This is a genomic window from Ruegeria sp. BHSC026 (assembly GCF_059613065.1).
Window position 1 is genome coordinate 317,688 of record NZ_JBXWRV010000003.1, and the last position, 24,442, is coordinate 342,129.

General features: G+C 58.5%; 20 protein-coding genes and 1 pseudogene. 17 read left to right on the top strand and 4 right to left on the bottom strand.

Annotation, left to right across the window (positions count from 1 at the left end):
• The first annotated feature begins 7 nt into the window (after positions 1–7).
• From AC2FME_RS06015 to AC2FME_RS06045, 7 genes are all read left to right on the top strand, one after another.
• A complete protein-coding gene (locus AC2FME_RS06015; RefSeq protein WP_496742707.1) occupies positions 8–1,567 on the top strand; it encodes an amidohydrolase family protein in 1,560 nt (519 codons plus the stop codon).
• A gap of 40 nt (positions 1,568–1,607) precedes the next feature.
• On the top strand, positions 1,608–3,236 hold the full coding sequence (locus AC2FME_RS06020) for an amidohydrolase family protein (protein ID WP_496799910.1): 1,629 nt from the start codon (positions 1,608–1,610) through the stop codon (positions 3,234–3,236).
• 3 nt (positions 3,237–3,239) lie between these two features.
• Positions 3,240–4,019 carry a DUF3299 domain-containing protein gene (locus tag AC2FME_RS06025; protein ID WP_496794716.1) on the top strand — a complete coding sequence of 260 codons (780 nt, stop codon included), beginning with the start codon at positions 3,240–3,242 and terminating at the stop codon, positions 4,017–4,019.
• A 39-nt stretch (positions 4,020–4,058) separates the two neighbouring features.
• A complete protein-coding gene (locus tag AC2FME_RS06030; RefSeq protein ID WP_496799911.1) occupies positions 4,059–5,594 on the top strand; it encodes a HoxN/HupN/NixA family nickel/cobalt transporter in 1,536 nt (511 codons plus the stop codon).
• Positions 5,595–5,760: 166 nt separating this feature from the next.
• Positions 5,761–6,969 (top strand): carbohydrate porin, encoded by a 1,209-nt coding sequence (locus AC2FME_RS06035; protein ID WP_496679498.1) that lies wholly within the window; start codon positions 5,761–5,763, stop codon positions 6,967–6,969.
• A gap of 51 nt (positions 6,970–7,020) precedes the next feature.
• Positions 7,021–7,248, top strand: a complete 228-nt coding sequence (locus AC2FME_RS06040; RefSeq protein ID WP_496679496.1) for a DUF308 domain-containing protein — start codon at positions 7,021–7,023, stop codon at positions 7,246–7,248.
• A 630-nt stretch (positions 7,249–7,878) separates the two neighbouring features.
• A complete protein-coding gene (locus AC2FME_RS06045; protein ID WP_496799912.1) occupies positions 7,879–9,579 on the top strand; it encodes an amidohydrolase in 1,701 nt (566 codons plus the stop codon).
• A gap of 434 nt (positions 9,580–10,013) precedes the next feature.
• Here the strand turns inward: AC2FME_RS06045 and AC2FME_RS06050 are convergent, their stop codons facing one another.
• The 4 genes from AC2FME_RS06050 to AC2FME_RS06065 all read right to left on the bottom strand — a co-directional run bounded on the left by AC2FME_RS06050 (position 10,014) and on the right by AC2FME_RS06065 (position 16,911).
• Positions 10,014–11,567 carry a phytoene desaturase family protein gene (locus AC2FME_RS06050; RefSeq protein WP_496799913.1) on the bottom strand — a complete coding sequence of 518 codons (1,554 nt, stop codon included), beginning with the start codon at positions 11,565–11,567 and terminating at the stop codon, positions 10,014–10,016.
• A gap of 696 nt (positions 11,568–12,263) precedes the next feature.
• Complete coding sequence (locus AC2FME_RS06055) at positions 12,264–14,915, bottom strand: erythromycin esterase family protein (protein ID WP_496799914.1); 2,652 nt, start codon at positions 14,913–14,915, stop codon at positions 12,264–12,266.
• Positions 14,916–15,158: 243 nt separating this feature from the next.
• On the bottom strand, positions 15,159–15,644 hold the full coding sequence (locus AC2FME_RS06060; RefSeq protein WP_496799915.1) for an Hsp20/alpha crystallin family protein: 486 nt from the start codon (positions 15,642–15,644) through the stop codon (positions 15,159–15,161).
• A gap of 214 nt (positions 15,645–15,858) precedes the next feature.
• Entirely contained in the window at positions 15,859–16,911 is a 1,053-nt protein-coding gene (locus AC2FME_RS06065) for a helix-turn-helix transcriptional regulator (protein WP_496743576.1), read from the bottom strand.
• Positions 16,912–17,100: 189 nt separating this feature from the next.
• On the opposite strand from AC2FME_RS06065, the gene AC2FME_RS06070 reads away from it, so the two are divergent.
• The 10 genes and pseudogenes from AC2FME_RS06070 (at position 17,101) to AC2FME_RS06115 (ending at position 24,339) form a co-directional block, all read left to right on the top strand.
• Positions 17,101–18,213, top strand: a complete 1,113-nt coding sequence (locus AC2FME_RS06070) for an SH3 domain-containing protein (RefSeq protein ID WP_496799916.1) — start codon at positions 17,101–17,103, stop codon at positions 18,211–18,213.
• Positions 18,214–18,314: 101 nt separating this feature from the next.
• On the top strand, positions 18,315–18,617 hold the full coding sequence (locus AC2FME_RS06075) for a hypothetical protein (RefSeq protein ID WP_496713204.1): 303 nt from the start codon (positions 18,315–18,317) through the stop codon (positions 18,615–18,617).
• Between the two features lie 291 nt (positions 18,618–18,908).
• Entirely contained in the window at positions 18,909–19,085 is a 177-nt protein-coding gene (locus AC2FME_RS06080) for a hypothetical protein (protein WP_496713206.1), read from the top strand.
• A gap of 31 nt (positions 19,086–19,116) precedes the next feature.
• The gene (locus AC2FME_RS06085) at positions 19,117–19,428 is read left to right on the top strand and encodes a hypothetical protein (RefSeq protein WP_496795306.1); all 312 of its coding nucleotides are present in this window, start codon (positions 19,117–19,119) and stop codon (positions 19,426–19,428) included.
• 390 nt (positions 19,429–19,818) lie between these two features.
• Positions 19,819–20,358, top strand: a complete 540-nt coding sequence (locus AC2FME_RS06090) for a hypothetical protein (protein ID WP_496682738.1) — start codon at positions 19,819–19,821, stop codon at positions 20,356–20,358.
• A 104-nt stretch (positions 20,359–20,462) separates the two neighbouring features.
• Entirely contained in the window at positions 20,463–20,747 is a 285-nt protein-coding gene (locus tag AC2FME_RS06095; protein WP_496799917.1) for a hypothetical protein, read from the top strand.
• A gap of 31 nt (positions 20,748–20,778) precedes the next feature.
• Positions 20,779–21,276: pseudogene (locus AC2FME_RS06100) on the top strand (IS6 family transposase); the annotation flags it as partial.
• A 90-nt stretch (positions 21,277–21,366) separates the two neighbouring features.
• A complete protein-coding gene (locus AC2FME_RS06105; RefSeq protein WP_496799927.1) occupies positions 21,367–22,071 on the top strand; it encodes an IS6 family transposase in 705 nt (234 codons plus the stop codon).
• 95 nt (positions 22,072–22,166) lie between these two features.
• Positions 22,167–22,493 (top strand): nuclear transport factor 2 family protein, encoded by a 327-nt coding sequence (locus tag AC2FME_RS06110; protein ID WP_496713210.1) that lies wholly within the window; start codon positions 22,167–22,169, stop codon positions 22,491–22,493.
• Positions 22,494–22,722: 229 nt separating this feature from the next.
• Positions 22,723–24,339, top strand: coding sequence for an MFS transporter (locus AC2FME_RS06115; protein ID WP_496799928.1), 1,617 nt, complete (start codon positions 22,723–22,725; stop codon positions 24,337–24,339).
• Positions 24,340–24,442 lie beyond the last annotated feature (103 nt).

The window sequence follows — 24,442 nt, forward strand, 5'->3', positions numbered from 1 at the left end:
ATCGCCTGTGCAACCAGAAAGAAACTTGCGCGCAATCGGCAGCCTGATGGTCTTGCTCGCAACCGCGACGACGGCGCTTGCCAACGACATAGTGATCCTGAACGGGCGGGTAATCGACCCGGAGACGGGCCTCGACGCGATCCGCAACGTCGGTGTGGAAGACGGCCGCATCTCCGCGATCAGCGAGTTCCCGCTTGAAGGCGACACGGTGATCGATGCCACGGGCCACGTCGTCTCTCCGGGGTTCATCGATTTGCATGCGCACGGTCAGAGCATCGGCGACTACCGGATGCAAGCGATGCAGGGGGTGACGACCGCACTTGAGCTCGAGTCCGGCGTCCTTCCCATCGGCGACTGGTACGAGGGTCAGGCAGCGAAGAACCTGCCGATCAACTACGGGGCGGCCGCGGGCTGGACGTATGGCCGGATCGCCACCTTCGACAACACCGATCCTTTGGCGACGGTCGAGTATTTCCAGGAGGCCCAGGCCGAGAACGACTGGAAGATGGAGATCGCCGATGCGGACGAAGCCGCACGCATCCTCGCCCTTGTGGAACAGGGGCTCAAGGAAGGCGGCCTCGGCATCGGCATCAATGCGGGCTATGCGCCGGGATACGGTCAGAAGGAGTATTTCGCGCTGGCGGAGCTCGCCAACGAATACGGCGTGGCCACCTATACCCATGTCCGATACGCCAGCGTGATCGAGCCGCAAAGCTCCTTCGAGGCGCTCAAGGAACTGATCGCGAATGCGGCGATCACCGGCGCACACATGCACATCTGCCATATCAACAGCACCTCGATGGCGGATATCGAGGCTACGCTCGCCCTCGTCGAAGAGGCGATGGCGAAGGGCATCAACATCACTGTTGAGGCCTATCCCTACGGCGCCGCGAGCACGGTCGTCGGTGCTGCGATGTTCACCGGACCGGACTGGCGGGAGCGGATGCAATCGACCTCGGAGAACTTCCAGCTCGGCGCCGACCGCATGACCGAGGACGAGCTGGCGGACTATCAGGCGAACAAGCCGGGCACGTTCATCACCTGGCACTTTCTCGATGAGAGCAAGCCGGAAGACCTCGCCATGCTCGACCTGTCAGTAACGCATCCGGCAACGTTGATTGCCTCGGACGCGACCTTCTGGTCGTACTTCGACGAAGAAGGCAACGTTCAGACCTACACCGGAGATGAATGGCCGCTGCCGGAGGATGTGTTCGCGCATCCGCGTTCTGCCGGGACTTACGCAAAGATCTTGCGCTCTTATGTCCGCGAGCGCGGTGTGATGTCGATGAGCGAGGCAATCCGCAAAATGGCGCTGATGCCCGCACAGACGCTGGAAGCGTTCGTGCCCCAGATGCGCCGAAAGGGCAGGCTTCAGGTGGGCATGGACGCCGACATCGTGGTGTTCGACCCGGAGACGGTGGCCGACCGCGCGACCTTCGAGAACGCCAACCAGCCCGCCGTCGGCGTGCAGACCGTGCTCGTGAACGGCGGCTTCGTCGTGCGGGATGGAAATCTCATCCTCGACGCGCCGCACGGCCAACCGATCCGCCGGGAACTAGTACAGTGAACTTCATTCGTACCCCTTTGATCGCGGGAGCATTTCAACCATGAAACCTAAATCTGCTATCACGGCGACCGCGTTGGCCTCCACGCTGATGTTCGGCAGCTTCGCCCAGGCCCAGGACTACGATCTCGTCATTCTAAATGGTCGGGTCATGGATCCGGAAACGCTCTACGACAGCATGGCCAATGTGGGCATCTCTGATGGCCGTATCGTCACGATCTCCAGGGAGGCGCTGAGCGGGACCGAAGAGATCGATGCGACCGGCCATATCGTGGCGCCCGGTTTCATCGACACCCATTTTCACTGGCAGCAGCCGATGGGCTATGCGCTCGGCCTGCGGGACGGATTGACCAGTAGCATGGACCTCGAGGAAGGCTGCGCAGGGACATATGTGGCGCGATGGTATTCAGAACGCGAAGGCAAGAACCAGGCGAACTACGGCTGCGCATCGAGCCACGAACAGGCCCGTGCTATTGTGCTCGACGGTTTCGACGATGATGAAACCCTTCTGCTCGGTCCCGCAGCGGCGTTGACAACCCGCAAAGGTTCTGGATGGAGCCTGAACAAAGCAGATTACGATACCGGCAACAAGATCCTGCAGATTATCGACGAAGGTCTTCAGGCTGGAGCGCTGGGTGTGGGCTCTACGCTGGGCTACATGCGTGATGGCGTTACTACGCGCGAGTTGTTCGAGGTGCAGAAGGTTGGAGCGCGTTATGGCCGTCAGACCGCCGTACACACCCGGTTCACCCCGGACGGTGACACCCTCGAGAACGTCGGCGCCCAAGAGGCCATCGCCAATGCGCTTGCCCTCGACGCTCCTGTGCTGATCCAGCATTTCAACAATCCCGGCTGGCGTCTCACGCAAGAACTGATCTCACGGCTTCAGGAACTGGGCCACAACATCTGGGGCGAGGTCTATCCCTATTCCGCTGGATCGACCACGGTGAATGCGGTTTTCCTCCAGCCGGACAACTGGGTCGAGAGACAGGGTCATCGCTACGAAGACACGATGCAGGACCCGATTACGGGTGATTTCTATACTCAGGAAAAATACGATCAGGTGATCAAGGACAACCCGACCCAGGAAATCCTTCTTTATAAGACGCCGCCGGAGGATTCCGTGAAATGGTTGACGCTCAAGGGCGTGACGATGGCCAGCGACGCGATGTTTGCCGAGCCTCTGACGGCACCCTGGAATACCCCGTTCGAGGAGCTGGGCAATACCCATCCGCGCCTCGCCGGTGCCCGCGCACTAACGCTCCGGCTGGGACGCGAGAACGACATTCCGATGATGCAACTCCTGTCGATCCTCAGCTACAACGCAGCCCATCATCTCGGACGCATGGGGCTGAAGGCCATGCAAGAGCGTGGCCGGATGCAGGAAGGCATGATCGCCGACATTGTCGTTTTCGATCCCGAGACCGTCACTGACAACGCGACCTACAATCAGGGCGCAGTCCCTTCAACCGGCTTCAAAGCGGTCATCGTGCATGGCGAGGTCACGGTGCGCGACGACGAACTGCTCGAAGTCTTCGCAGGCCAGCCGATCCGCTTCGAACCCGAGGATCGGCCGCTTTTCGAGGCAGTGTCGGAAGAAGCGTGGAACCGGGAGTTCTCGACCGGCATGCCGGATGTGGCGCCTGGCATTCCTCCGCAGGGAGGGAATTGAGCCATGACGACATGGGCAGCCAAGCTACGGACACGAATGGGTGTTGGACTCGTCGCGGTACTGCTTGCCGCCGCGACTGAGCAGGCGGAACCGACCCGGATCGGTTTCCCCGACTTGCCAGACCCTGCCGCGCAGGAGTTCGACGACCCTTTTCGCGATATGGGTTTCGAGATGCTCGGGGAGTTGCGAACATTCGTCCGTCTCGAGCAGCGGCTTGCGAGCGGGGAGGTTCCGGAAGACGCACGATCACGGCTCGAGGCGCGGCTCGAGGCGGCGCGCGACGCGCTGACGCTTGCCGGCCATGACATCGAAGAGTTGCTGGCCCAGCGGTGGATCGTGGCCGAAGCGCGGAAGCGTGCACTCCTTTCAACCAATCCGGAGCTCCACCGGACCACGGTCACCATTACCGGTTTCCTCATTCCCGCGGGCATCGACGAAGACGGTCTCACCGTCGGATATCTTGTGCCGGAAGTGGGCATGTGTAGCCATACGCCCCCGCCGCCACCCAACCAGCTGATCCGCGTGACGGTCGATGCGGGGTCTCCGGCTCGGTCGCTCTACACCCCGGTGACAGTGACGGGGCTGCTTGCGCCTCAGGAGAGCAACGAAACCATCTTCGTCCTCGACGGTGAAGCGCGGATGGCGAGTATGTGGAACCTCGAAGCAACCCAAGTCACGCTGGCGGTGAATACGCCTCGAACCCCTTTGCGCACCGCGTCGCAAATCAGGAACGTCTCCCACTCCACACCCACCGGGGAAGATCAACAAACCGGCAATAATTGAGGCTTCGAATTGATGATTTGGCTCTCAACCCCAATCAGGATGCTTGGTCATTACAAGTGCGCGCAGGACGCATCACATAGCCTCAAAGAAACAGACGAGCGCACGCCACATCGGTTTGTACTTAGCATTTGTTTCGTGGTGTCAATTTTCCTCCTGGCTGCTGCTGGTTCGACCCATGCGCAAGATCGACCGACCACAGTCATCACATGGAACGACCTGGGTATGAGCCTCGAGGCCCAGAAAGACGATAAAGCGGATGATGGAACGTATGCGGGTCAGTCATCCTTGAGCGGCCCGCAAACGGTTCTGCCGCCGGACGACCTCTTCGATCCGCTTTCGTCTGACGGCATCGCGGTCCAAGACTGGGACGAAACGGCGTTTGAGGTCGCATCGGGCTTGCTGGAATCTCAGTTATCCATTGACGGGTATGTCTTGCCGCTGCGCCGGGAAAACGGGCGCGTCGTTGAGTTTCTTCTGGTGCCGTGGATAGGAGCATGCATACACGCCCCTGCGCCTCCACCGAACCAGATCATTCATGTCGATTATCCCGAGGGGGTCGATTCCATTGGTATGTTCACGCCGGTACGGCTTGCGGGGCGCCTGACGCATTGGCCGGCAAGTCACACTCTGTTCCTTGTAGACGGTTCGCGCAGCATTCCGACGTCGTACGCGATGGAGCAGGCTGTAATCGGCGGGACGCCCGGCGAGATCGTTGCCGCTACCTCCGCAGGCGAGGATTTTTCCTGGTTGGCACGCGCGCAGGCCAGGATCACCGACATCTTCACCACAGCGATGACGGACATGGAGCAAGGCCGGTCTGCCGGCGGAGTCGGGCTCGCGCTGCTGATCGCGTTCGCCTACGGTACGCTGCACACGCTTGGCCCGGGACACGGCAAGGCCGTCGTCGTCTCCTACTTCATCGGAACCGGTGGCAGTCTCAGACGTGGCGTCGTCATGGGCGGCCGGATCGCCGTTATGCACGTGCTGTCGGCGGTAGTCGTCGTCTTCCTGCTCGACTTCGCCGTACGACAAGCGACGGGAGCGGCGCCCTCGGATTACAGGTTGATCCGGCTCGGAAGCTACGCGCTGATCATGGCAATAGGTGCGGTGATGTTATGGCATGCCATCGCGAACATACGAGCAGCTCATGACGATCACCACGGCGGCCACGCCCACGCCGGATGTGCGGCCTGCTCCGCTGCAAACACCGAATCGCAAGGCGGCGGCTGGATCGCAGCCGCGGTAGGTGTGGTGCCTTGCACCGGCGCGCTTATCGTCATGCTGTTTGGCCTCGCGAACGACCTTGTGGTTCCCGCGGTCATGATGGTGATCGCGATTTCGGCGGGTATGGCGCTCGCCATGTCGGCCCTCGGCATAGCGGCGATCCTGGGTCGCAACTGGGCCGAGGCGCGCCTCGGGAGCACCCCCCAGAGACGCCTGAGATTTGAAGCCCGTTCACGGCTCGCAGGCGCGGCCTGCGTGCTAGCTATCGGGAGCACTTTATTCGCCATGACCTTGGCTCAGCCGCCAGGCGCGGATCGACCGCAGCAAACATCGGTCCTCGGGACGAGCTAAGCGAGCTCATAACATATAGTTGGCCTGCGAGGCGTTTGTCCCCTCAATTACCTGCAATTGGAGTTGATAAACTATGTCACAGGCACCTAATGAGCAGAGCATGCAAGGCGCATTTGACCCTCATTGCGTCTGTGTCGCGATGCGGCGTTATGTTTGGTGCCGATGGTTGCGATATACCCTGACGGTCGTCTGCGCGCTACTCGCCACCATATTTCCCGCGGAAGTCCGACCTGAAGGCCTAAGCCGTGATGGGTTTTCATCTCCAAAAAGCGTTCTCGGAACGCTGGCAGCCACGTCCGATCAGCAGGATCTGGGGGGGGTGCAGGCGTACCGGGACTGGAAAAATGGGTTTGAGAACCGCGTGGGGCTGACATTCGGTCTCGAGGAGATGGCCCAGTATCTCGGTACCGACTCAGACCTGACGCCGTCCGATGCGGCAAGCAACGTGTTTCGGTTCTTCGGCACTTGGACAGCGTCCGGACGCGGCACTCCCTACGCTGGCGCTTTGGTCTTCAAGATCGAGAATCGGAGCGCCTTCGGAAGCCATCTCTCGCCCCAGGCGCTCGGGCCATCCCTTGGATATGCAGGGCTTTTTTCGTCGACCTTTAGCGATGCGGGGTGGTTGTTGACCAACCTCTACTGGCGTCAAGCGTTTGCCGATGGTCGGGGCAGCTTCGTCATCGGTCAGGTTGATGTCACAGACTACATTGACATCAACAGCCTCGCCAACCCATGGACCGCCTTCACAAACCTCGCCTTTGAGCAACTACCAACTGTTCCAGCGCCCTCTCAGGGATTGGGAGCCGCGCTGCAGTGGAGACTAAGCGACAGTTGGGCGATCCTCGCTGGCTTTGCAGATGCCAACGCAGACCCGGCAGACCCGGTCGGTAGCGCCAGAACGCTTTTCGACACCGGCGAGACCTTCAAACACTTCGGCATAGGTTGGGCGCCTGATTGGGACAATCGATACGACCAGTCAGTTCAGCTGACTTTCTGGCAGATTGATCAGAGAATGCAGGCTGGTGTGCCCGGCGGTTACGGCGTTTCTTTTCTGGCGAGCGGTCGCCAGGACGCGTGGAGGCCGTTCTTCCGTGCAGGCTATGCCAAAGATGGCGGAACGCTTCTCGACCGATCGATCAGCGTTGGAACCGGGTACGACGCCCGCGACGGCAAGGATCTTGCTGGAGTCGGGGTGAACTGGGGACGGGCACCCGGTAACTCACGGAACCAGTTCACAATGGAGGCATTCTACCGGTGGGACGTGACGGATTTCTTCCAGATCACACCAAGTGTGCAGCTTGTTACCAACCCTGCGAACGACCCCACGACCGAAAACATGGTGGTTCTCGGGTTGCGCGTGCGTGCCCACTTCTGATTCGCAAAACGAGACAGGGATGCCGCGCCCAAAACGGAAGGAGCCGGATATATGGCTGTATCGATGACACTTGATGCAGCCGCAGAAGCGATGCGGGACGTGACCCGCAAGACGGTGAGGCGCAGTTCGAGGCTGTTCTTAGTACAGGGCATTTTGCTCGTTCTCGCCTGCGTTCTCGTTCTCATTTACCCTCTGACGACCAATGTCGCTCTTGCGGTGTTTCTCGGGTGGATGCTGCTCTTCAGCGGCATCGTTCAAGCCGTTACACTGATAGGCTGAAGCATGACTCCGGATTTCTGGCTGCAACTGATTTCGGCCGCGATGTCGGCGATCGTGGGCTTTGTCCTCCTGTGCAATCCTGCTTGCCGCGATTGTCGGAAACGCAATGTCAGGACAACGCTGGAAGCCTCCTCCAATCATAGGGCCATAACTGAAGTTTGGTCCAAATTCGGGTGATGTGAGCACAAGGACGAATGGCAGTTTCGTCCGCGATCTATTGGTTCGAGTGACAAATTTCGTCGCGCTCTGATCGAATGGCTGGTTTTCTTGCCGCGTTGCGACAACCAAAGCTCAGCAACCGCAGAATAATCCGCGCTGCGTGCGCACGCAGCAGGATTTGGACACTTCTCCTATGGGCTCGGAACCGTCGGACCACCCGAAATTTGCGATCGACGGCTTTCGAAAGCCGAATGTCAGCGTATTGGGCCAAGTCGTTCAAATCGCCGGATCATCTCAATTTTCGCAATGTCTGCTGTCCGGACCGGGTCGCAGCTCGCCCCGCTGCATCGCCACAAGACAGCTCCGAACCCGGAACGGAATTAAAATATCGGTTTAGTGTCTTGGATTTGGCGACCGCATAATTCATCAATTTTGGGTATGCTTTTGTCTGGAGAGCGGAGGCGGGGCAAGATGACCCTTAAAAGACGTCAGTTCATTACATCGGCGGCAGCAGGCGCCGCTTGCCTCGCCACACCTTTTTACGTTCGGGCGCAAACCGAGAGAACAATCGTCTTTCGCGGCGGGATCGTTCTGCCGGTTGATAATGCCTTCTCTCAGCATGTAGCGGTCGCGGCACGGGGCAATCGCATTCTGGGCACTGGCTCGAATGACGACATGATGGCCCTCGCTGGCGATCGCGCCGAGGTTGTGGACCTCGATGGCCGAACGATGATGCCGGGTTTCATCGAACCGCACATGCACCTGGCAATTTTTGCAGCTATTGGCGAATACCCCGATGTCGGACCCTTCATCTACCCCACATTCGAAGGTGCGCTGGCGGCAATTCGTGAGGCCGCTACCGAACTCAGCGATCCTGACCAATGGCTGATCGCGCGGCAGTTCGACCCAAGCCTGCTTGAGCCCGCCCGGGAACTCACGACCCGCGAACTGGACCAGATTGCGCCTGAAAGACCCGCGTTTGTCATGAACGCCTCGAACCACATTGCTTATGTCAACACGAGGTTTCTGGAGCTCGCGGGGATCACAAGAGAGACGCGAGATGCGCCCGGAGCACTCATTGGTCGTTACGCAGATGGCACACCAAATGGTGTGCTCTATGGGCAGCCGGGGTTTCTGCCCACGCTTTTGTCCAATCCGCGCATACGGGCTGCGGTATCCTCAGATTTTGGTAAGGGGGCGGTCCGCCTGAGCGAAGACGTGGCCCGGCTGGGCATAACGACAATGTGCGATATGGGGACCGGTGCACTCTCGGGCATGTCAGAGGTGGATGCCGTTCTCTCGATGTATGGCGATGGTGGGATGAAAAGCCGGATGCGCTTTTACATGTACGATCCCGCCAACGATCCAAAGGCCATACGGCCCTTCTATGGCAATGACTTTGCCAGGGTCGCGGGTTGGAAAATGGTCACCGACGGATCCAATCAGGGGTTCACCGGCCGCCAGCGAGCGCCCTACCACTCTGAACCGCTTCTGGGCGAGTTTTATGTAGAACCTGAGGACATCGTCTCGCGTTACCGAGAGTTGAGCGAGCTGGGATGGCCGGTTGCTTTGCACGGAAACGGCGACGCTGCCATCGACGCCATCCTGAACGCGGTCGAGCTGACCAACCGGGCGGGTGTGAACACGATCGGTCGGCGCACGCGCATAGAGCACGCCTCTATCCTCCATGACGATCAGATCTTTCGGATGGGTTACCTAGACGTACATCCGAGTTTTCTTCTGAATCACGTTTATTACTGGGGTCAGGCAATGCGCGACGATGTTTTTGGCCCCCAGAAATCGCTTCTGCTGGACCGCTGCGGATCAGTGGAGCGCGCGGGGCTTGTCTGGACACCCCACAGCGATGCGCCTGTCTCTCCGTTCAGTGCATTACACCTGATCCGGGTCGCAGTTGCTCGCGACCTCTGGAAGGAACCGGAGACAATTCTCGCACCGAATGAAAGAGTGACCGTCGAACAGGCCATCAAGTCGCTGACATGGAATGCAGCATGGCAGTGCCACGACGAAGAAAGGCTGGGAAGCCTCGAGGCGGGGAAACTGGCCGATATGGTGATACTGGAAGAAGATCCCCGTGCCGTCGAACCCACGCATATTTCCAACATAAAGGTCAGCGAGACCTGGATGGACGGAAACCGCGTCTTTTCAGGCTGAAGGATTCATTCAGGTTTTAGTTCCTTCGTGAGTAAAGTCCTCGACGCCGCGCACTGGGTGGGGGCTATTAAACGGGGTGCCGAGGGAAGCTATATGCCGCTAACCAACCCGTGATGCAGCACTGCGGCGAACGGCAGTTCCGTCCGCACAGCGGGAATAGATGCTGCAAATCTCGCTGCACCGTGAACGAACGGCTGCTTTTCTCTTTGCGACGCGGCTAGTAACTTTGGCCTTCGCATTGCTGCACTTGCAAGCGTTAGCACAGGGCCGCTTCCGGATTGGGCTCACAGTTGCCGTTGGCCGCCAGCAGCACCAACGACTGCTCAGCGGAGATGTTGTTGAAAAAGCCGGTCGTCAACGCGGGAGTTCAAATTTGCCTACTGCAAGTCTGCTATTGCAGCCGTTCCATGGCGGCGTCGCATAGAAATCACAACCTATTTGGGAAGTTCGCGCCAGACCTTCGGGTCAATGCTGGCCGCGGCGAAGATTCCACCCCATAGGGCTCCGGGAATGCCCGGGGTCAAAACGTCCTGACCTGAAAGGACAAGGCCCGGCACCGGGGTCTTTGCCTGAAGTGCGCCACTCAGCACGCGTTCAGGCGTGACGTCTATGCCGTAGAAACCGCCGTGATGATGTCCCGTGATCGCCTCGGTGGAGAGGGGCGTCGATAGGTTGCGAAACACCACGAGTTTGGCAAGGTCGGGGAAATATGTCTCGAACTGCGCGAACAGTATATCCTCGACCTTTGCCTTAAACTCCCGGTAGTCCTCGCCGCGCGCACCCGGCTCCAGCCCGGCCCATTTCTCCACCACCGACCAGTCGGTCCACGCCACAATCTCTCCGGCGTATTTCCGAGACAGGCCGGGTTCGTGCGAACTGTCCTTTAGCGAAGCAAACGAAACGAACATGCCTTGGGGTGGATTGTCGGGTGCATCGGTCCAGACGACGTCCACTTTTCCACTTGGATATATCCAGTGGTTCGAGCGGGTCGCTCCGGCATCCTCGATATTGCCCTCAAAGCCCATAAACAGACTGAAATGGGCCACCGAGTGGGGCAACGCGTTGACTTCTTCGATCCAGTCCTGATGTCCGCTCCCCTCGGGTAAAAGCGAGTTTACGGTCTCGCGCGCCCCGATATTGGAGATCACGAACTTTGCGCGGATTTCCTCTCTCTCTGCCGTGCGGACGCCAACGGCACGCCCATCATCGATGACCAGCGTTTCGACTCTGGTGTTTGCCCGCGCCTCTCCCCCTGTCTTTGTGATCGTCGGCAGGATGTGCTTTGCTAAGGACGCGCCTCCGCCAGACGGATACCATGCACCGCTCTCAAGATAAGAGCCTGTAATCAGGGCATGCATCGCAAAGCTTGCTTTGCTGGGTCTGCCGCCGTGGTCGAACCACTGCGCGGCGAAGGCGGCGGCCAGATCGGGGTTGTCGGTAATCTCGTCGATAACCTCTTGCGTCGTACGCTTGCACCAAAGGTCGATGGCGTGGCTATGCCACCACTTCATGGCCGACCCAATGATCTCAGGCATCGCACGCGTGGAGGTGGCCGTGAAGGACGCCTGCCTGCCTTCCTTGAGCGCAGAGATCCACGCTTCGATTGCCTTGGCCTCGCCCGGAAACCGATCCTTAAGATCGCGCTCCTGCGCCTCGTAAGGTCGCGACAGGGAAAGCGGCGCCGCATCTCCGATATGCAGGTTGTCATAAATCGAACCCATTGAGGTGAACTCGATCGGCGTGTCCGACAGCCAGTCCAGCATGTGGCGCTCGCGATCTTCAGGGGCGACGCAATTGAGGTAATGGATGCCTGCATCCCAGGAGAAACCTTCGATGGAGAAGCTGTGGGTCAGACCTCCAAGCGTGTGGTACTGCTCCAAAAGAAGGACCTTGTGCCCAAGCTTCGACAGCGCGGCGGCTGCGGCCATGCCCCCCATGCCCGATCCGATGACGATGGCGTCCCAGCCCTTGTCTTCAGAGGTAGCCAAATCTGCTCTCCTTCGTATTCAAATGGTTAGGTTAGAAAATATGTCTGCGTATAAGGCTAACGCTTGGTCGCAAAATCAGACTTGATCGCGATCAATTTAGTTGTTGCGCCCAGTTTCTAGCTTTCGCCTTTGCCATGCCGCCCTCAAACTCAGTTTGGACCCAAACGATATTCATGAGTCCGAGCAGGGTCCACCCGGATTCTGGCGCTCAGGCTGCGTGATATACAATTTCTGAGGCTTTGCTTCGAAGGCCCGTTGCCCAAATCCATAAATGGGTTCAATTTTACCCCGCTCTCGGAATGCCTTGCGCTCCTGAATCCAATAATGAGCGAGTCGTTGCAGCAGCGCACAGTCCAGCGATCCCGTACTGCATCGTTTCGATGGTCAACGCCTGCTTTCAGCGGCAGCGGACGTTCATCAATAATTGGCGAACGGCTGAAGCGCGGACAAACCGCCATTCCAAAAAATTGCCTCGGTTCCATTCCGGGGTTGCTTCGCACCATGAGGACCATTTTTGCAGAGAGCCAAAATTTACGCCGACAGATTGTTTTTTGGTCTTCGCCACAGAGATTTGGCTAGCAATGATGCGGAACAAGACCGCCCACGGCCGCGCCCAACCCGACCTTGGACCGCATGTATTCGAGGACTGCGGAGTCATATCTATGTGGCAGCACTGTCCGATAATTAGGGATCGTCTCACAGACCGAACGGGAAGGTATCCTTCGACCCAGGCACGGGTTCCGCAGGTAACGGCACCACAGCTTGTGTGCGGTCAAACCAGACATAACCGTCGTATTGAGACGAGAGGATCGCATGGCTGTAGTGGCTCCATCTCTCGGTCTCTGGCCGATAGATCACGCCGATGTACCGTTCAAGCCGCGGCTCTGACATTGCGGATCGGAGCGCCTCATTAACCCCGGGCCGCAGGTCGAGCAGAAAGCGCTCGCCCCCAGCGGAATGGCAGACCCCCTCATGGCTGTCAGGACGCGATGGACGCACTGCCTTGATCTCCATAGGGCCATCCCAGTCCGACGCGCAGGCCACTGTGCCGGTATGGGTTCCAAATCCGATGAGGGCGGCGTCTTCGCCCCATTCTTCACGACAAAGCTGGCCAATGTTGAACTCGCCTCGGTTCGCCCCCATGTCAGTGACCCTTGCGTCGCCGATGTGAGAATTGTGCGCCCAGACCACGGCCCTCGCGTCCGGTCCAACATGGTCCATTATCTGCTTCAAGGTTTGGAACATGTGCATGTCCCGCAAGTTCCAGCTTTCGGCCGAACCGTAGTACATCATTCGATAGTACTGCTCGGCACCGGCGACGACCCGGGCGTTCTGCACTGCATTGAACAAGTTGTCGTCATTGCGCCGCGCCTGAGAAAGCTCTCTTGTAAGTAAGTCAACCAAGACCCGCGTAACGGGCTCCTCGCACAGTGCGTGGCCACGGGACAAAGCTTCGCGACCATAGGCTGCGGGCTCGTTTGACCAAGGCGCAAGACATTCGTACCGCCGCCGCGCGAGCGCTGCGGCTGCAGGGTCGTGAGTGTCCAGATAAGACAAAACTTCCGCGATCGAGTTGAACATGCTGTAAATATCCAACCCTTGGAAACGAACGCGTTTCGCGTCTGGCAGCTTGGTGTTGTAAGCGCAAAGCCAAGAGATGAAGTCATCCACATCACGGTTGCGCCACATCCAAACAGGGAAACGCGAAAACGCAGATACGTTGCGGCTCCGCTCAGGCAACCCTCGTACGCGGCGATCAAGGACTGCGGCGTCAGGCCAATCTGCTTCAACAGCGACAATGTTGAAGCCATGCTCCTCGATTAGCCGACGCGTTATCGCTGCGCGGGCGCGGTAGAATTCCGATGTTCCGTGCGACGACTCTCCGAGCAAAACGACCCGAGCCGCGCCATAACGATCAAATGCAGTGCCGAAGTTCGGATCGTCCAACTCAGGCAAGGCCTCGCATGCGGCGCGGACGACCTCATTCGGAGTGGCGGGCACCCGTTCCTCTGTCGGGGGAGGCACAAGAGGCGCCTCCGACTTGACCAAATAGTGCTGGAACCAGGCGCCAGCTATATCGGTAACTTTCTCCAACTCACCTGGCCCTTCAAACAGATGGCCAGCGCCCGGTACGATCCGCAATTGTTTTTCACAGCGCAGCTCTGCGAGGGCGCTGCGGTTGAGTTCCAGAACCTGAAGATCCTTGCCTCCAACAATTAGGAGTGTCGGCGCCATGACCTCGGAAAGCCGTTCCCCGGCGAGATCAGGACGACCCCCGCGGGATACTACAGCTGAAATACGCCCGCTCAGTTCGGCGGCAGCCAACAAAGCAGCACCCGCTCCTGTGCTTGCTCCAAACAGGCCAAGGGGCAGATCGCCCAGTTCCGGTTCCGATGCTATCCACAGATCTGCGTCAAGCAACCTCCCGGCCAAAAGAGGAATGTCAAAAACATTGCGTCGGTCCTCGGCCTCTTGCGCAGTCAGTAAGTCCATGAGCAATGTCGCAAAACCGAGCTCGTTCAGCCGTTCCGCGACTTCCCGGTTGCGCGGGCTCAGTCGGCTTGACCCGCTACCATGGGCAAATAGGATGACGCCACGCGGATCGGGCGGGACGACCAGATCACCCAGCAACCGCAAGGGAGAAATTTCAACGGTGCGGCTCAGTACCGGACCGTCCACGCTTGCTTGCTCAACAGTCCATGCCCGGCGTAAATAGCCGACAGTCTCTTCGTCGCTGAGTTGGTGAAAATCGGCGTAGGCGCCACCAACACCACGGAACTGCGGGTCCGGGACCAAGCAGATCACTTCATCCGCAATCTCTTGAAGTCGAGGTATTTCAGAGGCGGGCGCGACGGGTATGGCCACCACCACCTTTTCAGCACCCCAGCGTTTCAGCGCGATCAGCGCAGCCTTCATTGTGGCTCCCGTTGCAAGACCGTCGTCTACAACGATCGCCGTCTTGCCTTCAACATCGGACCTGCCACGCTCGCCCAAGTACCTTTCACGACGGCGCTGCATTTCGGCTACTTGCTGTTCGGTGGCCCTCTCCAGATATGCCTGATCGGCACCCGACCGACGCATCACCTCTTCGTTGATAACCCGCTCGGGTGGGTCCCCCTCAACGATTGCCGCAAGCGCGACCTCCGGATTGCGCGGCGCACCGATTTTCCTCACGAGGATCAGATCAAGCGGTGCACCAAGAGCTTCTGCGACTTCCGCAGCAACCGGCACGCCGCCGCGCGGCAATGCGAAGACCACTGGTGCGTCATAGCTCCGCTTAACCAGTTCTGCAGCAAGCCTGCGTCCAGCATCATCGCGGTTTGAGAATATTAAGTGCCCATCAGTCACAGCAGCCCCTCCCACAGATACTTCTTCGCGATGAAATCGGACTCCTTTTTGCAAAAAATCGTCAACGGCTCTTTGATCGAACGCAAACAGGGCAAGCAGACGCGAAAGGCCCTAGCTAATCGGTAAAACTTTGTCCTCACGACTTCATTCCGATCATCAAATGCACCGCGTGCCGAGTGTCCCCCGGCGGATCGCTTTGTGCGAACCGACGGGGAACCTTCTGTTCAGTTTTCGGATGATTACTTATCCCGAAGACTCGATTTTGATTTTTTTTGCTTTCGCCACCTGCTCGGGTGGTTTTGGAATCGTAACGGTCAGCACGCCGTCCTTTGCGTGGGCTTTCACGCTGTCCGGGTCAATCTCAAACGGCAGAGTCATCTCACGCCGGAAGGAGCCGGACATCCGTTCGACCCGGCGAAACTGGCGGCCTTCGTCCTCTTTCTTCTCTTCCTCTTCAGAAACTTTCTCGCCGCTTACGGAGATGCGGTTTCCTTCAATCGAAACATCGACATCCTCCATGCTGATGCCTGGCAGTTCGGCAGTGATACAGACTTCTTTCTCCGTCTCGCTGACATTCGAACGAACAGAGAGTCCGCCGGATTTCATGGGAAGTTTCTTGCCAAAGTCCTCGAGCATTTCATCCATTTGCTTTCGAAGAGCACCGAAAGGATCATTGGCGTCATCCCGTTCGCCATCAAAAAATGCGGGTAACCAGTTGCGTTTGGTCATCGAATTTTCTCCCATCCAGTTTAATAGGACGGGCAGTTTAGCGGGCGTCGGCAAACGCGGTATGATTTACGTCAAACCAGCTAGATTAACGGCAGCTTCGGGCTCAAGGCAGACGTTCGCTCAATTCCGCTCAATGACTACAATGCGGACTTTGCTGGCTTTTGCCTCGTTGCGTTTGAATGGCGCATTGGCGGTCAAAAGAGAAGTTCTCCTGTTATGTTGTCCAACGTGAATTAAGGGTCGCGACGGGGTGTTCACCAAAGACCTCTTTGTAGAGCTTGCTGAATCGCCCGTGATGCTCGATGCCGCACATTGAGCAGACGTCCGACACCGTTTTCGGACCGTCGCGGTCGAGCAGCGCACGCCTTGCGCAATGCAGCCTTGCCTGTGCCAGCACTTGCATCGGCGTGGCTCCGCGAACCTTGCGAAAGGCGGCCTGAAGCGTTCGCTCGGACACGCCGACATGGAGGGCGATGTCCGGAAGCCCCTCGATCTCGTTGGGGCGCTTGTGTATCAGTTCTTCGGCCCTTCTGACGTGCCTGAGAGACGGGTTTTCCTTGGGGCCGGACGACTCATTCGCGCCGGTACCGAGGTGCGCGTCAACGCAGCGGTTGAGCTGGTCGAGCACTATCGTCCCCCATGCCTCGGCCAAGCGCATGTCCATTTCCATATCCGCGCAAAGGGACACCTCTGCAGCCAATGTGAGCGTAATGCGGGCCAGATGCAGATCGTCATCCCGGAACGCGTCTCCACAGAGCATGCCGCCCTGCGCTTCCATGCGTGCGAGGCGGTCACCAAGGACCTGGGGCGGCATGGACAGCACGAAGGCCTGGTAAGGTGCCTCCTGCGTGGGAAGGGTCGTCGTTTCGCGCGTCCCGCGGCCAAACAGGATCCATGGCTCGCTCTTGCGCTCGAACCGCATCTGTTCGTTTCGGCTGGCCAGCGTGCCGGTGACCGGGACCAGAAGGTTGGCCCGCTGCAGTTCCCGCACGACAACGTCATGTCCGGTCGATCTGACATAGGCGAGGCTCAATAATGCGATATCGCTGATCGCGACGGCTGCCTCGCCATCCGTCGGATCGCGCAGTTTGAGGGTGGATTTGCCCGTGAACTGGCGCCTCGACAGCTTGGACCGTTCGCCGCTGTAATAGGCGCTCAGCCGGAATCCCCCGAGCCCGGTCGGCAATTCATCATCCGCGGTCTGGCATAGTACGCGGGGACCGAGCCCAACAGGCGGATTTCGAGCATGTGCGGTCGGATCAAACATTTCCAACTTCGCAGCGGTTTTTGGATAACCTCTGCGCCAAATGGATAGACTATTCCCGAGTCAGTTGCAAACATGATCGATGACTAGTGGTCATTCTGGGGGGATGTCGGCATTGATCCGCATGATAGTGCCAACACTCTAAGCTGTGGTCACGTGCGTTACTCCCGAAATCCATTGAGGATTTGCAATATGACTCCCGGCATTCAGCTCTTCACCAACCTTACCGCCGCCGCCGCGCTCGGTCTGGCGGCAGCGGCCTTCGGCGGATTGTCACCCGCGCTTGCGCAGGATGAGATGCGCACCGAATATGTCCGATTTGCTGCTGGTACGTCTGGCACGGTTATCAACGATTCCGTAACCGGCTATGAGAGTGTCCTCTACCGGATCGGCGCCGAAGCGGGCCAACGGATGAAAGTCCGGCTCGAACCGTCAAACACCGCCACCTATTTCAACGTCTACGTTCCCGGCAGGGGCCCGGGTGACGAGGCATTGGTCAACAGCCAGTTCATGGGGGCGATGGTGCCTGATCTGAACATCTTTGACGGGGTTCTGCCTGCCTCCGGCGAGTACACCGTGTCGGTCTACATGATGCGCAGCGCAGCGCGGCGGGACGAAGTATCTGACTACATGATAGCGATCAGCATCGAGGGCGAAACCGGCGACAGGGTGCAGGCCGATTATGCGGACGGCCTGCAGGGCGGCCCGGATTTCTACAAGGTAGCCACCTCGGGCGGCACCTTGAACTTGCGTTCGGGCCCTTCCTCGGGCGCGAGCCTGGTGACGCGCCTCAACAACGGGCAAAACGTGCGCAACTTGGGCTGCCGGATGCAAGAGGGCCGCCGCTGGTGCCGCGTCGCCACGCTGGCCGACCCGGGCTACGAGGGGTGGGCTGCGGGTGACTTTCTGATCGAAGGCAGCAACGATCCTGCCTCTGGCATTAGCGGCGGTTCAGCGTCGTCAGGCACCGCCGCGGGGGCATCGGGAAGCGGCGGGTCGACCGTGATCATAAAGTTCCCCGTAGGTAGCTCCGGAGCGGAACTCACGGGCTCTCTTCTGCCGCAAGAGAGCCGGCGCTACATCCTTGGCGCGCGCGACGGTCAGTTTCTGTATTTCCGTCTCGCCGCGAACGGACCCGGAATGACGTACGTAATCTACAACCCGGACGGTTCCGTGTTGCTGGATGAAATGAATGCGACGCAAGAGTATCGTGGACAGCTCTGGCAGTCAGGAGACCATGTGGTCGAAGTCTACAACACCGCAAATGGTGCTCAATCATACAATGTCATCTTCGGGATTGAATGAGACAACGCCGGGTCATCAAGACGGCAGACAGTAAACTTGGTCAGCATCCACTGGCCAATCGTAACGAAGCAATCTCACATGAAAGGAGTGGAAGAGACACAATGAGAAATGAATTCAGAATGATGGCCGGCGCAGTAGCGCTGCTCGCGCTCGCGGGATGCGTCGAAGACACGGGCGGCACTTCGGCACCGGCGAGCACAGGCGGCGCGGGAGATCTCTCCGACTTCGTCGGCGCACGTGCAGGCCAGGCCGAGGGTGGGCTGCAGGCGCGCGGATACGAACTGATCCGCAGCGAAGGTCTGACGAGCTATTGGTTCAATCGCACGACAGGATCATGCGCAGCGATCACCACGGCGGACGGACGCTATTCCAACATCACGATGCTGCCCGCCGAGGACTGTTGAAACTCTGCAAGTGGATCATCCGGATCGCCTGGGCGATGTACCTCGTAGCTCTGGCGTTGCTCCTGATCGGAGCCTTTGGGCTCTTCGGTCAGGAGCGCGATCCCCTGGCAGGCGTCTTTCTGATGCCGCTTGGTCTGCCATGGGTTCTTTGGACGGACGGATTTCCCGAACCGTTGCTCCCGTGGATAGCAACCCTGTCGCCGTTGCTGAATATCACGATCCTGACATTGCTTTGTCGATACGTTCACGGCGGCAGACCCCGCAGTGAACAACCTAACAAGGGAGGGCCAGATGCACTTTGACCTCGCACATGCGCTTGTAACGGGCGTCCTCATATTTGTCGTGATGATCGGCATGCACAAAGCGGGTCTTTATGTCCCGCACAAGGACGGTGGCCCGAGATGGAGTTGGCCGCTGTTCTTTGGAATCGGTGCCGCGGTTTTCATCCTCAATTTGTTGTGGCCCTGAAGGCCGCTGTTTTTGAGAAAGGCAAGAAGACATGGGTAAAATACTGATTGGAATTGTCGGGCTGGTTATTGGACTGGTCGCGGGAGCCCTCTTCGGTGGGGCGATCGTCGGAGGCTCGGCCGCAGGTGCGGGTATTGCGACGGGTATGTCAGCCGGCGTCTGCTCGACCGTGATTGCCGCGCAGGAGGAGGGACTTTTGGCCCCTGACCAGGTGGACCAGATCCTCACCCGCGCAGCGGCCGACCTTGCCGAGATGTCCGGTGAGACAGCGCCTGGTGCCGTTGTGGGAAGTACGTCTGACTGCGACGCCGTAATGGAACAAATTCGCTCTGCGGCGAACTGATGGATCAGGCGTTGCTCTCAGGCCGGTGGGGTCTCGCAACAAGAAGTCATGGTATTGCTGTGATGATTTTCACTGGAACGCACGGCATCCGGACAGCGACGTCATGGGCAGAGCTGGCGGCGGTCAACTCGGTCGGGTCACAGTTCGTCCGTTTTCCAAACACGGGGCATGGGGCAACGTTGTTCTCACAATGCGCCAGAGACGTCGCTGCAGCCTTTTTCGATCAACCGGGCGAACCAGTGAATTCTGGCTGCACAGAAGACCTCGTTCCAACATTCCTTGTGCCAGAGGATCCAATCCAATGACACTGTTACGGGTGCGAAATGCGTCCTTCTTGGTCGCCACTTCGCGTACAATTTTCAGTTGAATCGCTAGGTATAGGAGGAAATCATGCGAATTCTAGTTACGGGCCTGGTTGCTGGCTCGTTGTTCGTCGGATCAGCGATTCCTGGTGCTGCGATGTCCGACAAGGAAAAGGCGGCCTTGGCCGCGGCTGCGATCCTTGGCATTGCGGCCCTCGCGCATCACGAAAATCATTATCAGGAAGGATACAGACCTCAAGGACACCACGAGACGGCGATGTTCGAGGCGGGATACCGGGACGGTTTGCACAATGAGCAGTTCGATACGGGCTACGGCACCCGCGCTTACAGCGAAGGCTACGCGGCCGGACATAAAGAGCGTGAGAACAACCTCGCGCACAAGCGAAACAAAGTCCGCGAAGTCAGAGTGCCCGCTGCCGCGATTGCAGGCTGCAGAGACGAGGTTTCATCCAGCTTTGGTGTCAGAGCGCGGGACGTTCACATCATCAAGGCCGGCCAGGAAGGGTCCGACAACTACTATATCGAGATGGCCTCGGGCCACCGTCACGTAATTTGCGGGACGAACTCTCGTGGTCAGGTCTTCAATCTGCGCAACGGTAGATTGTAACCAACCAAGCAGGCAAATCAGGTGTGACGCGGATGTGATGGTCTGCGCCACACTTGCGTGGGTTGATCCGGCAGTTTTGGCCGTTCAGGGAGGGAGACTTCTCAATGAAGAAACATATGATGCCACCTGCACTTGGCTTTCTGGCGACGCCCGCCTTTGCTCAGGTGCCGCCCGAAGCGCTGGGCACCGGTATGGGGCTCGTTTCAGGGCTCTTGATTGCTGTGGTGGTCGGCGCGGTCGTCGGCTGGGTGTCGACCCTGATTGTCAAGGGGGCCGGCTCTGGACTGGGCCGTGACATCCTGATCGGGATCGGCGGCTCGCTGGTTACCAGCTACCTGTTCCCGGCCATCGGCCTCAATATCGGGTCTTGTCAGAGGAAACCGGCTTGAGGCGGGTAGGGCTGTTTTGTAGCGTTGCCCTATGACCATAAGATTGCGGTTTCACTATTTAAAAACCAGCCCAGAAATCATCCGCTTGGCTGTGATGCTGTAGGTCCGTTTCCCGCTTTCGTTGCGAAATGTCGAAGATCTGCTTCACGAGCGCGGGATCGATGTCAGCCACGAAACCGTGCGGTTTTGGTGGCACAGGTTTGGCCCGATGTTTGCCGCCGAGATCCGGAAGCGGCGGATAGAGGGCATGCGTTCGAGCCGCTGGCGCTGGCACCTGGATGAGATGTTCGTGAAGATCAATGGCGAACGCCATTACCTTTGGCGTGCGGTTGATCACGAGGGCGAGGTTTTGGAAAGCTTCGTCACGAAGACACGTGACAAGAAGGCCGCGCTGAAATTTCTAAAGAAAGCAATGCGCAAGCATGGACGCCCGGAAGTCATCGTGACCGACAGGCTCAGATCCTATGGTGCTGCACTGAAGGAAGTTGGCGCTGGCCATCGCCAGGAAACGGGGCGCTGGTTGAATAGCGACTGCTCTCCGCTCGAAGGAGACATTCGCTGGGCACCGTCAAGGCAAACTGACTTGAGGCGAGAAGGGCGGTTTTGTAGCGTTCGCACCATGACCCAACGATCGCCGTTTCGCTATTTCAAAACCAGTCCAGAAATCATCCGTCTGGCGGTGATGTTGTATGTTCGGTTCCCACTGTCGCTTCGGAATGTGGAAGATCTGCTGCATGAGCGCGGCATCGACGTGAGCCATGAAGCCGTTCGGTTTTGGTGGCACAGGTTTGGGCCTATGTTTGCCAACGAGATCAGAAAACGACGGGTCGAGGGGATGAAGGCGAGCCAGTGGCGATGGCATCTGGACGAGATGTTCGTGAAGATCAACGGCGAAAGACACTATCTGTGGCGGGCCGTGGATCACGAGGGCGAGGTGCGCGAAAGCTTTGTCACCAAGACCAGAGATAAGAAAGCGGCATTGAAATTCCTAAGAAAAGCAATGCGGAAGCATGGCCGACCTGACGTAATCGTGACCGACCGGCTCCGGTCATACGGCGCTGCCCTGAAAGATATCGGTGCCGACCATCGCCAGGAAACGGGGCGCTGGCTCAACAATCGCGCTGAGAATTCACATCTGCTGTTCCGACGACGAGAGCGGGCGATGCTTCGCTTCCGGCGGATGCGAAGTTTGCAGAAATTCGTCGCCGTCCATGCCTCGATCTATAACCTGTTCAATTCGGAGCGCACGCTTTCCTCCAGACCAAACTTCAAGTCGAACCGGGCCGCCGCACTTGCCGAGTGGCGGAGTCTCTGCGCCGATTAAGGGACAGCCATTCTGTCCATGTGGAGACTGGTTCGCATTCGTCTGGCAGCACCCACACAACGCATGCCGCGCGGAATTCGCGAAGGTCTCTTCTGATGCGATTTCTTGATTGCGTGGATCGTCGCGATGGTACGGCAGCCGCTCGCCTGTTTCACCCCGACGGTCTCTGGTCGACGGCCTCCGAGTTCGGAGACATAAGGGGCACCACTGAAATTCAGGCATTTATAGAGGGCCGGCTTCCGCCCAGACAGTATGGGGAGAAATTTGTTCGCCACAGGATCGAACCCTGTGCGGATGAAGATGACCCTATCGTTGTTACGCCTGATGGTATCCGCTGTCGCTTCGAAATGGAAACGTGCATCGAGCACGGCAGGGAATATTCAGGCCTGCGGTTCAAGCGGCTTTCGCGCACTGTGCTTTGACCGTGGTGCGGGCCGCCATGGATAGATGGCTATAACTCGTTGCCCCAAATGGCTACGCTTGGTTGTTGAAGGATTTTTTCTTTCGAATGGCATCACCGACGCTTGATAACTCGATCCTTTTTTCAATTATCCTTGCGGACCTATGTGGTCTGAAAACTGCGGGTGTGGGATCAGAATGCTTGAGAAGCTCGATCCCGTACACAAACAAGCCTCGCATGGAAAAAGCCTGATGCCATCACAAGAAGATGACAGAAGTTCAGAACACAAAGGTGCTTTTTACCGCGTCTTTGTAGACCCCGCGCAACAGATGCGCTGGTCCTACCTGCCGCCTCTGATGGTTTATTTCGCGGCGGGTGTATCCGGTCTGACCTCGGTCGTGGGGGCGTTCTTTCTCAAGGAGTACCTTTCGCTCTCGGCGGAATTCGTGGCCGGACTGGCATTCTGGGCCGGGTTGCCATGGGTGTTGAAGATGCCAATGGGGCATTTGGTTGACATATTCTGGCGGTGGAAAGCGCTGCTTATCCTTTTCGGCGCGGGTTTGATAACGCTGTCGCTGCTGATCATGTATGGCATCGTTTCGCGGCCGGATGAAATGCGTGCGTTGCTTCCGCTGAGTGAATGGTATGTCATCGCCGTTCTGCTTGCGCCGGCGGGCTATGCAATCCAGGACGTCGTCGCCGATGCCATGACGGTCGAAGCCGTGCCCGCCCTTAACGAAGCGGGCCAACCTTTCGACGAGGGGCAGGCGCGCGCCATGCATACGACGATGCAGACGCTGGGCCGCGTTGCTATCATATCGGGCCTTGTCGCAGTAGCCGCCGTGAATATCTGGATGTTTTCGGGGGCAGAAGACCTGCCACAAGACGCGCGACTTGATCTGTATGGCCGTGTTTACCTGATCGCCCTTGCCATCCCCGTGATTTCGGTCAGTGGCGTGGTGCTGCACATGATCGTGCAGCATCGCCGCGCTGAACAAGGGGTGGCCCAAAGGCGCCCGGACGCGGTGACGCACGTCAACTGGCAAATCCTGGGGGGTGGCCTGACCTTCGTCGTCCTGAGTATCTGGTTGGGCACGTCGGACCTCATCTACGCGCAAGAGATCGTTTTTGTGACTTCGATGACCGTGATCCTGTTCCTGATGAGGCAGCTTCTTCAGGAACTTCGCCCCGATGCCGCGCGCGCCCTGATCGGAACAGCAGCGATCATTTTCGTGTTCCGGGCCGTGCCGCTGCCCGGGCCGGGGCAGATATGGTTCGAAATCGACGTGCTCGAGTTCGACGAGCGGTTCCTTTCGATCCTTTCACTGATCACCTCGCTGCTGGCCTTACTGGGGTTGATCGTGTTGCGCCCCATGATGGCGAGCCGGTCGATCGCCTATATCATCGTCCTGCTGACGATCGCATCCGGTATCCTGGCATTGCCGAATATCGGTCTTTATTATGGGATCCAGGAATGGACCGCGGCGCATACCGGTGGAGTCGTCGACGCGCGGTTCATCGCCATTCTGGATACCGCGATCGAGTCGCCGCTGGCGCAGATCGCGATGGTGCCGATGCTGGCCTGGATCGCGCGCAACGCGCCGGCCGACCTGAAGGCAACGTTCTTTGCGGTCATGGCGTCTTTCACGAATATGGCGCTTTCGGCCAGCAGCTTGGGTACGAAGTATCTCAACAAGGTTTTCTTGGTTACACGTGAGGCCGTTGACCCGGCTACGGGAGTACGGACTTCGTCGGCCGATTACTCCGAACTAGGCTACTTGCTGATTGTCGTAGGCATTATTTCGGTCGCAGTGCCCTTGCTGACAGTGCTTGTGGTGCAGTCGTCTCGATACCGAACACGCGACTAGCTTTGCTGTAACGTGGCGCACAGGAGAATAAAAAAAACCCTCTGCCTATCCGGCCGCTATCAGTCGCACAACCATGCCTGACCGCCTACTCAATCGCAGCTGA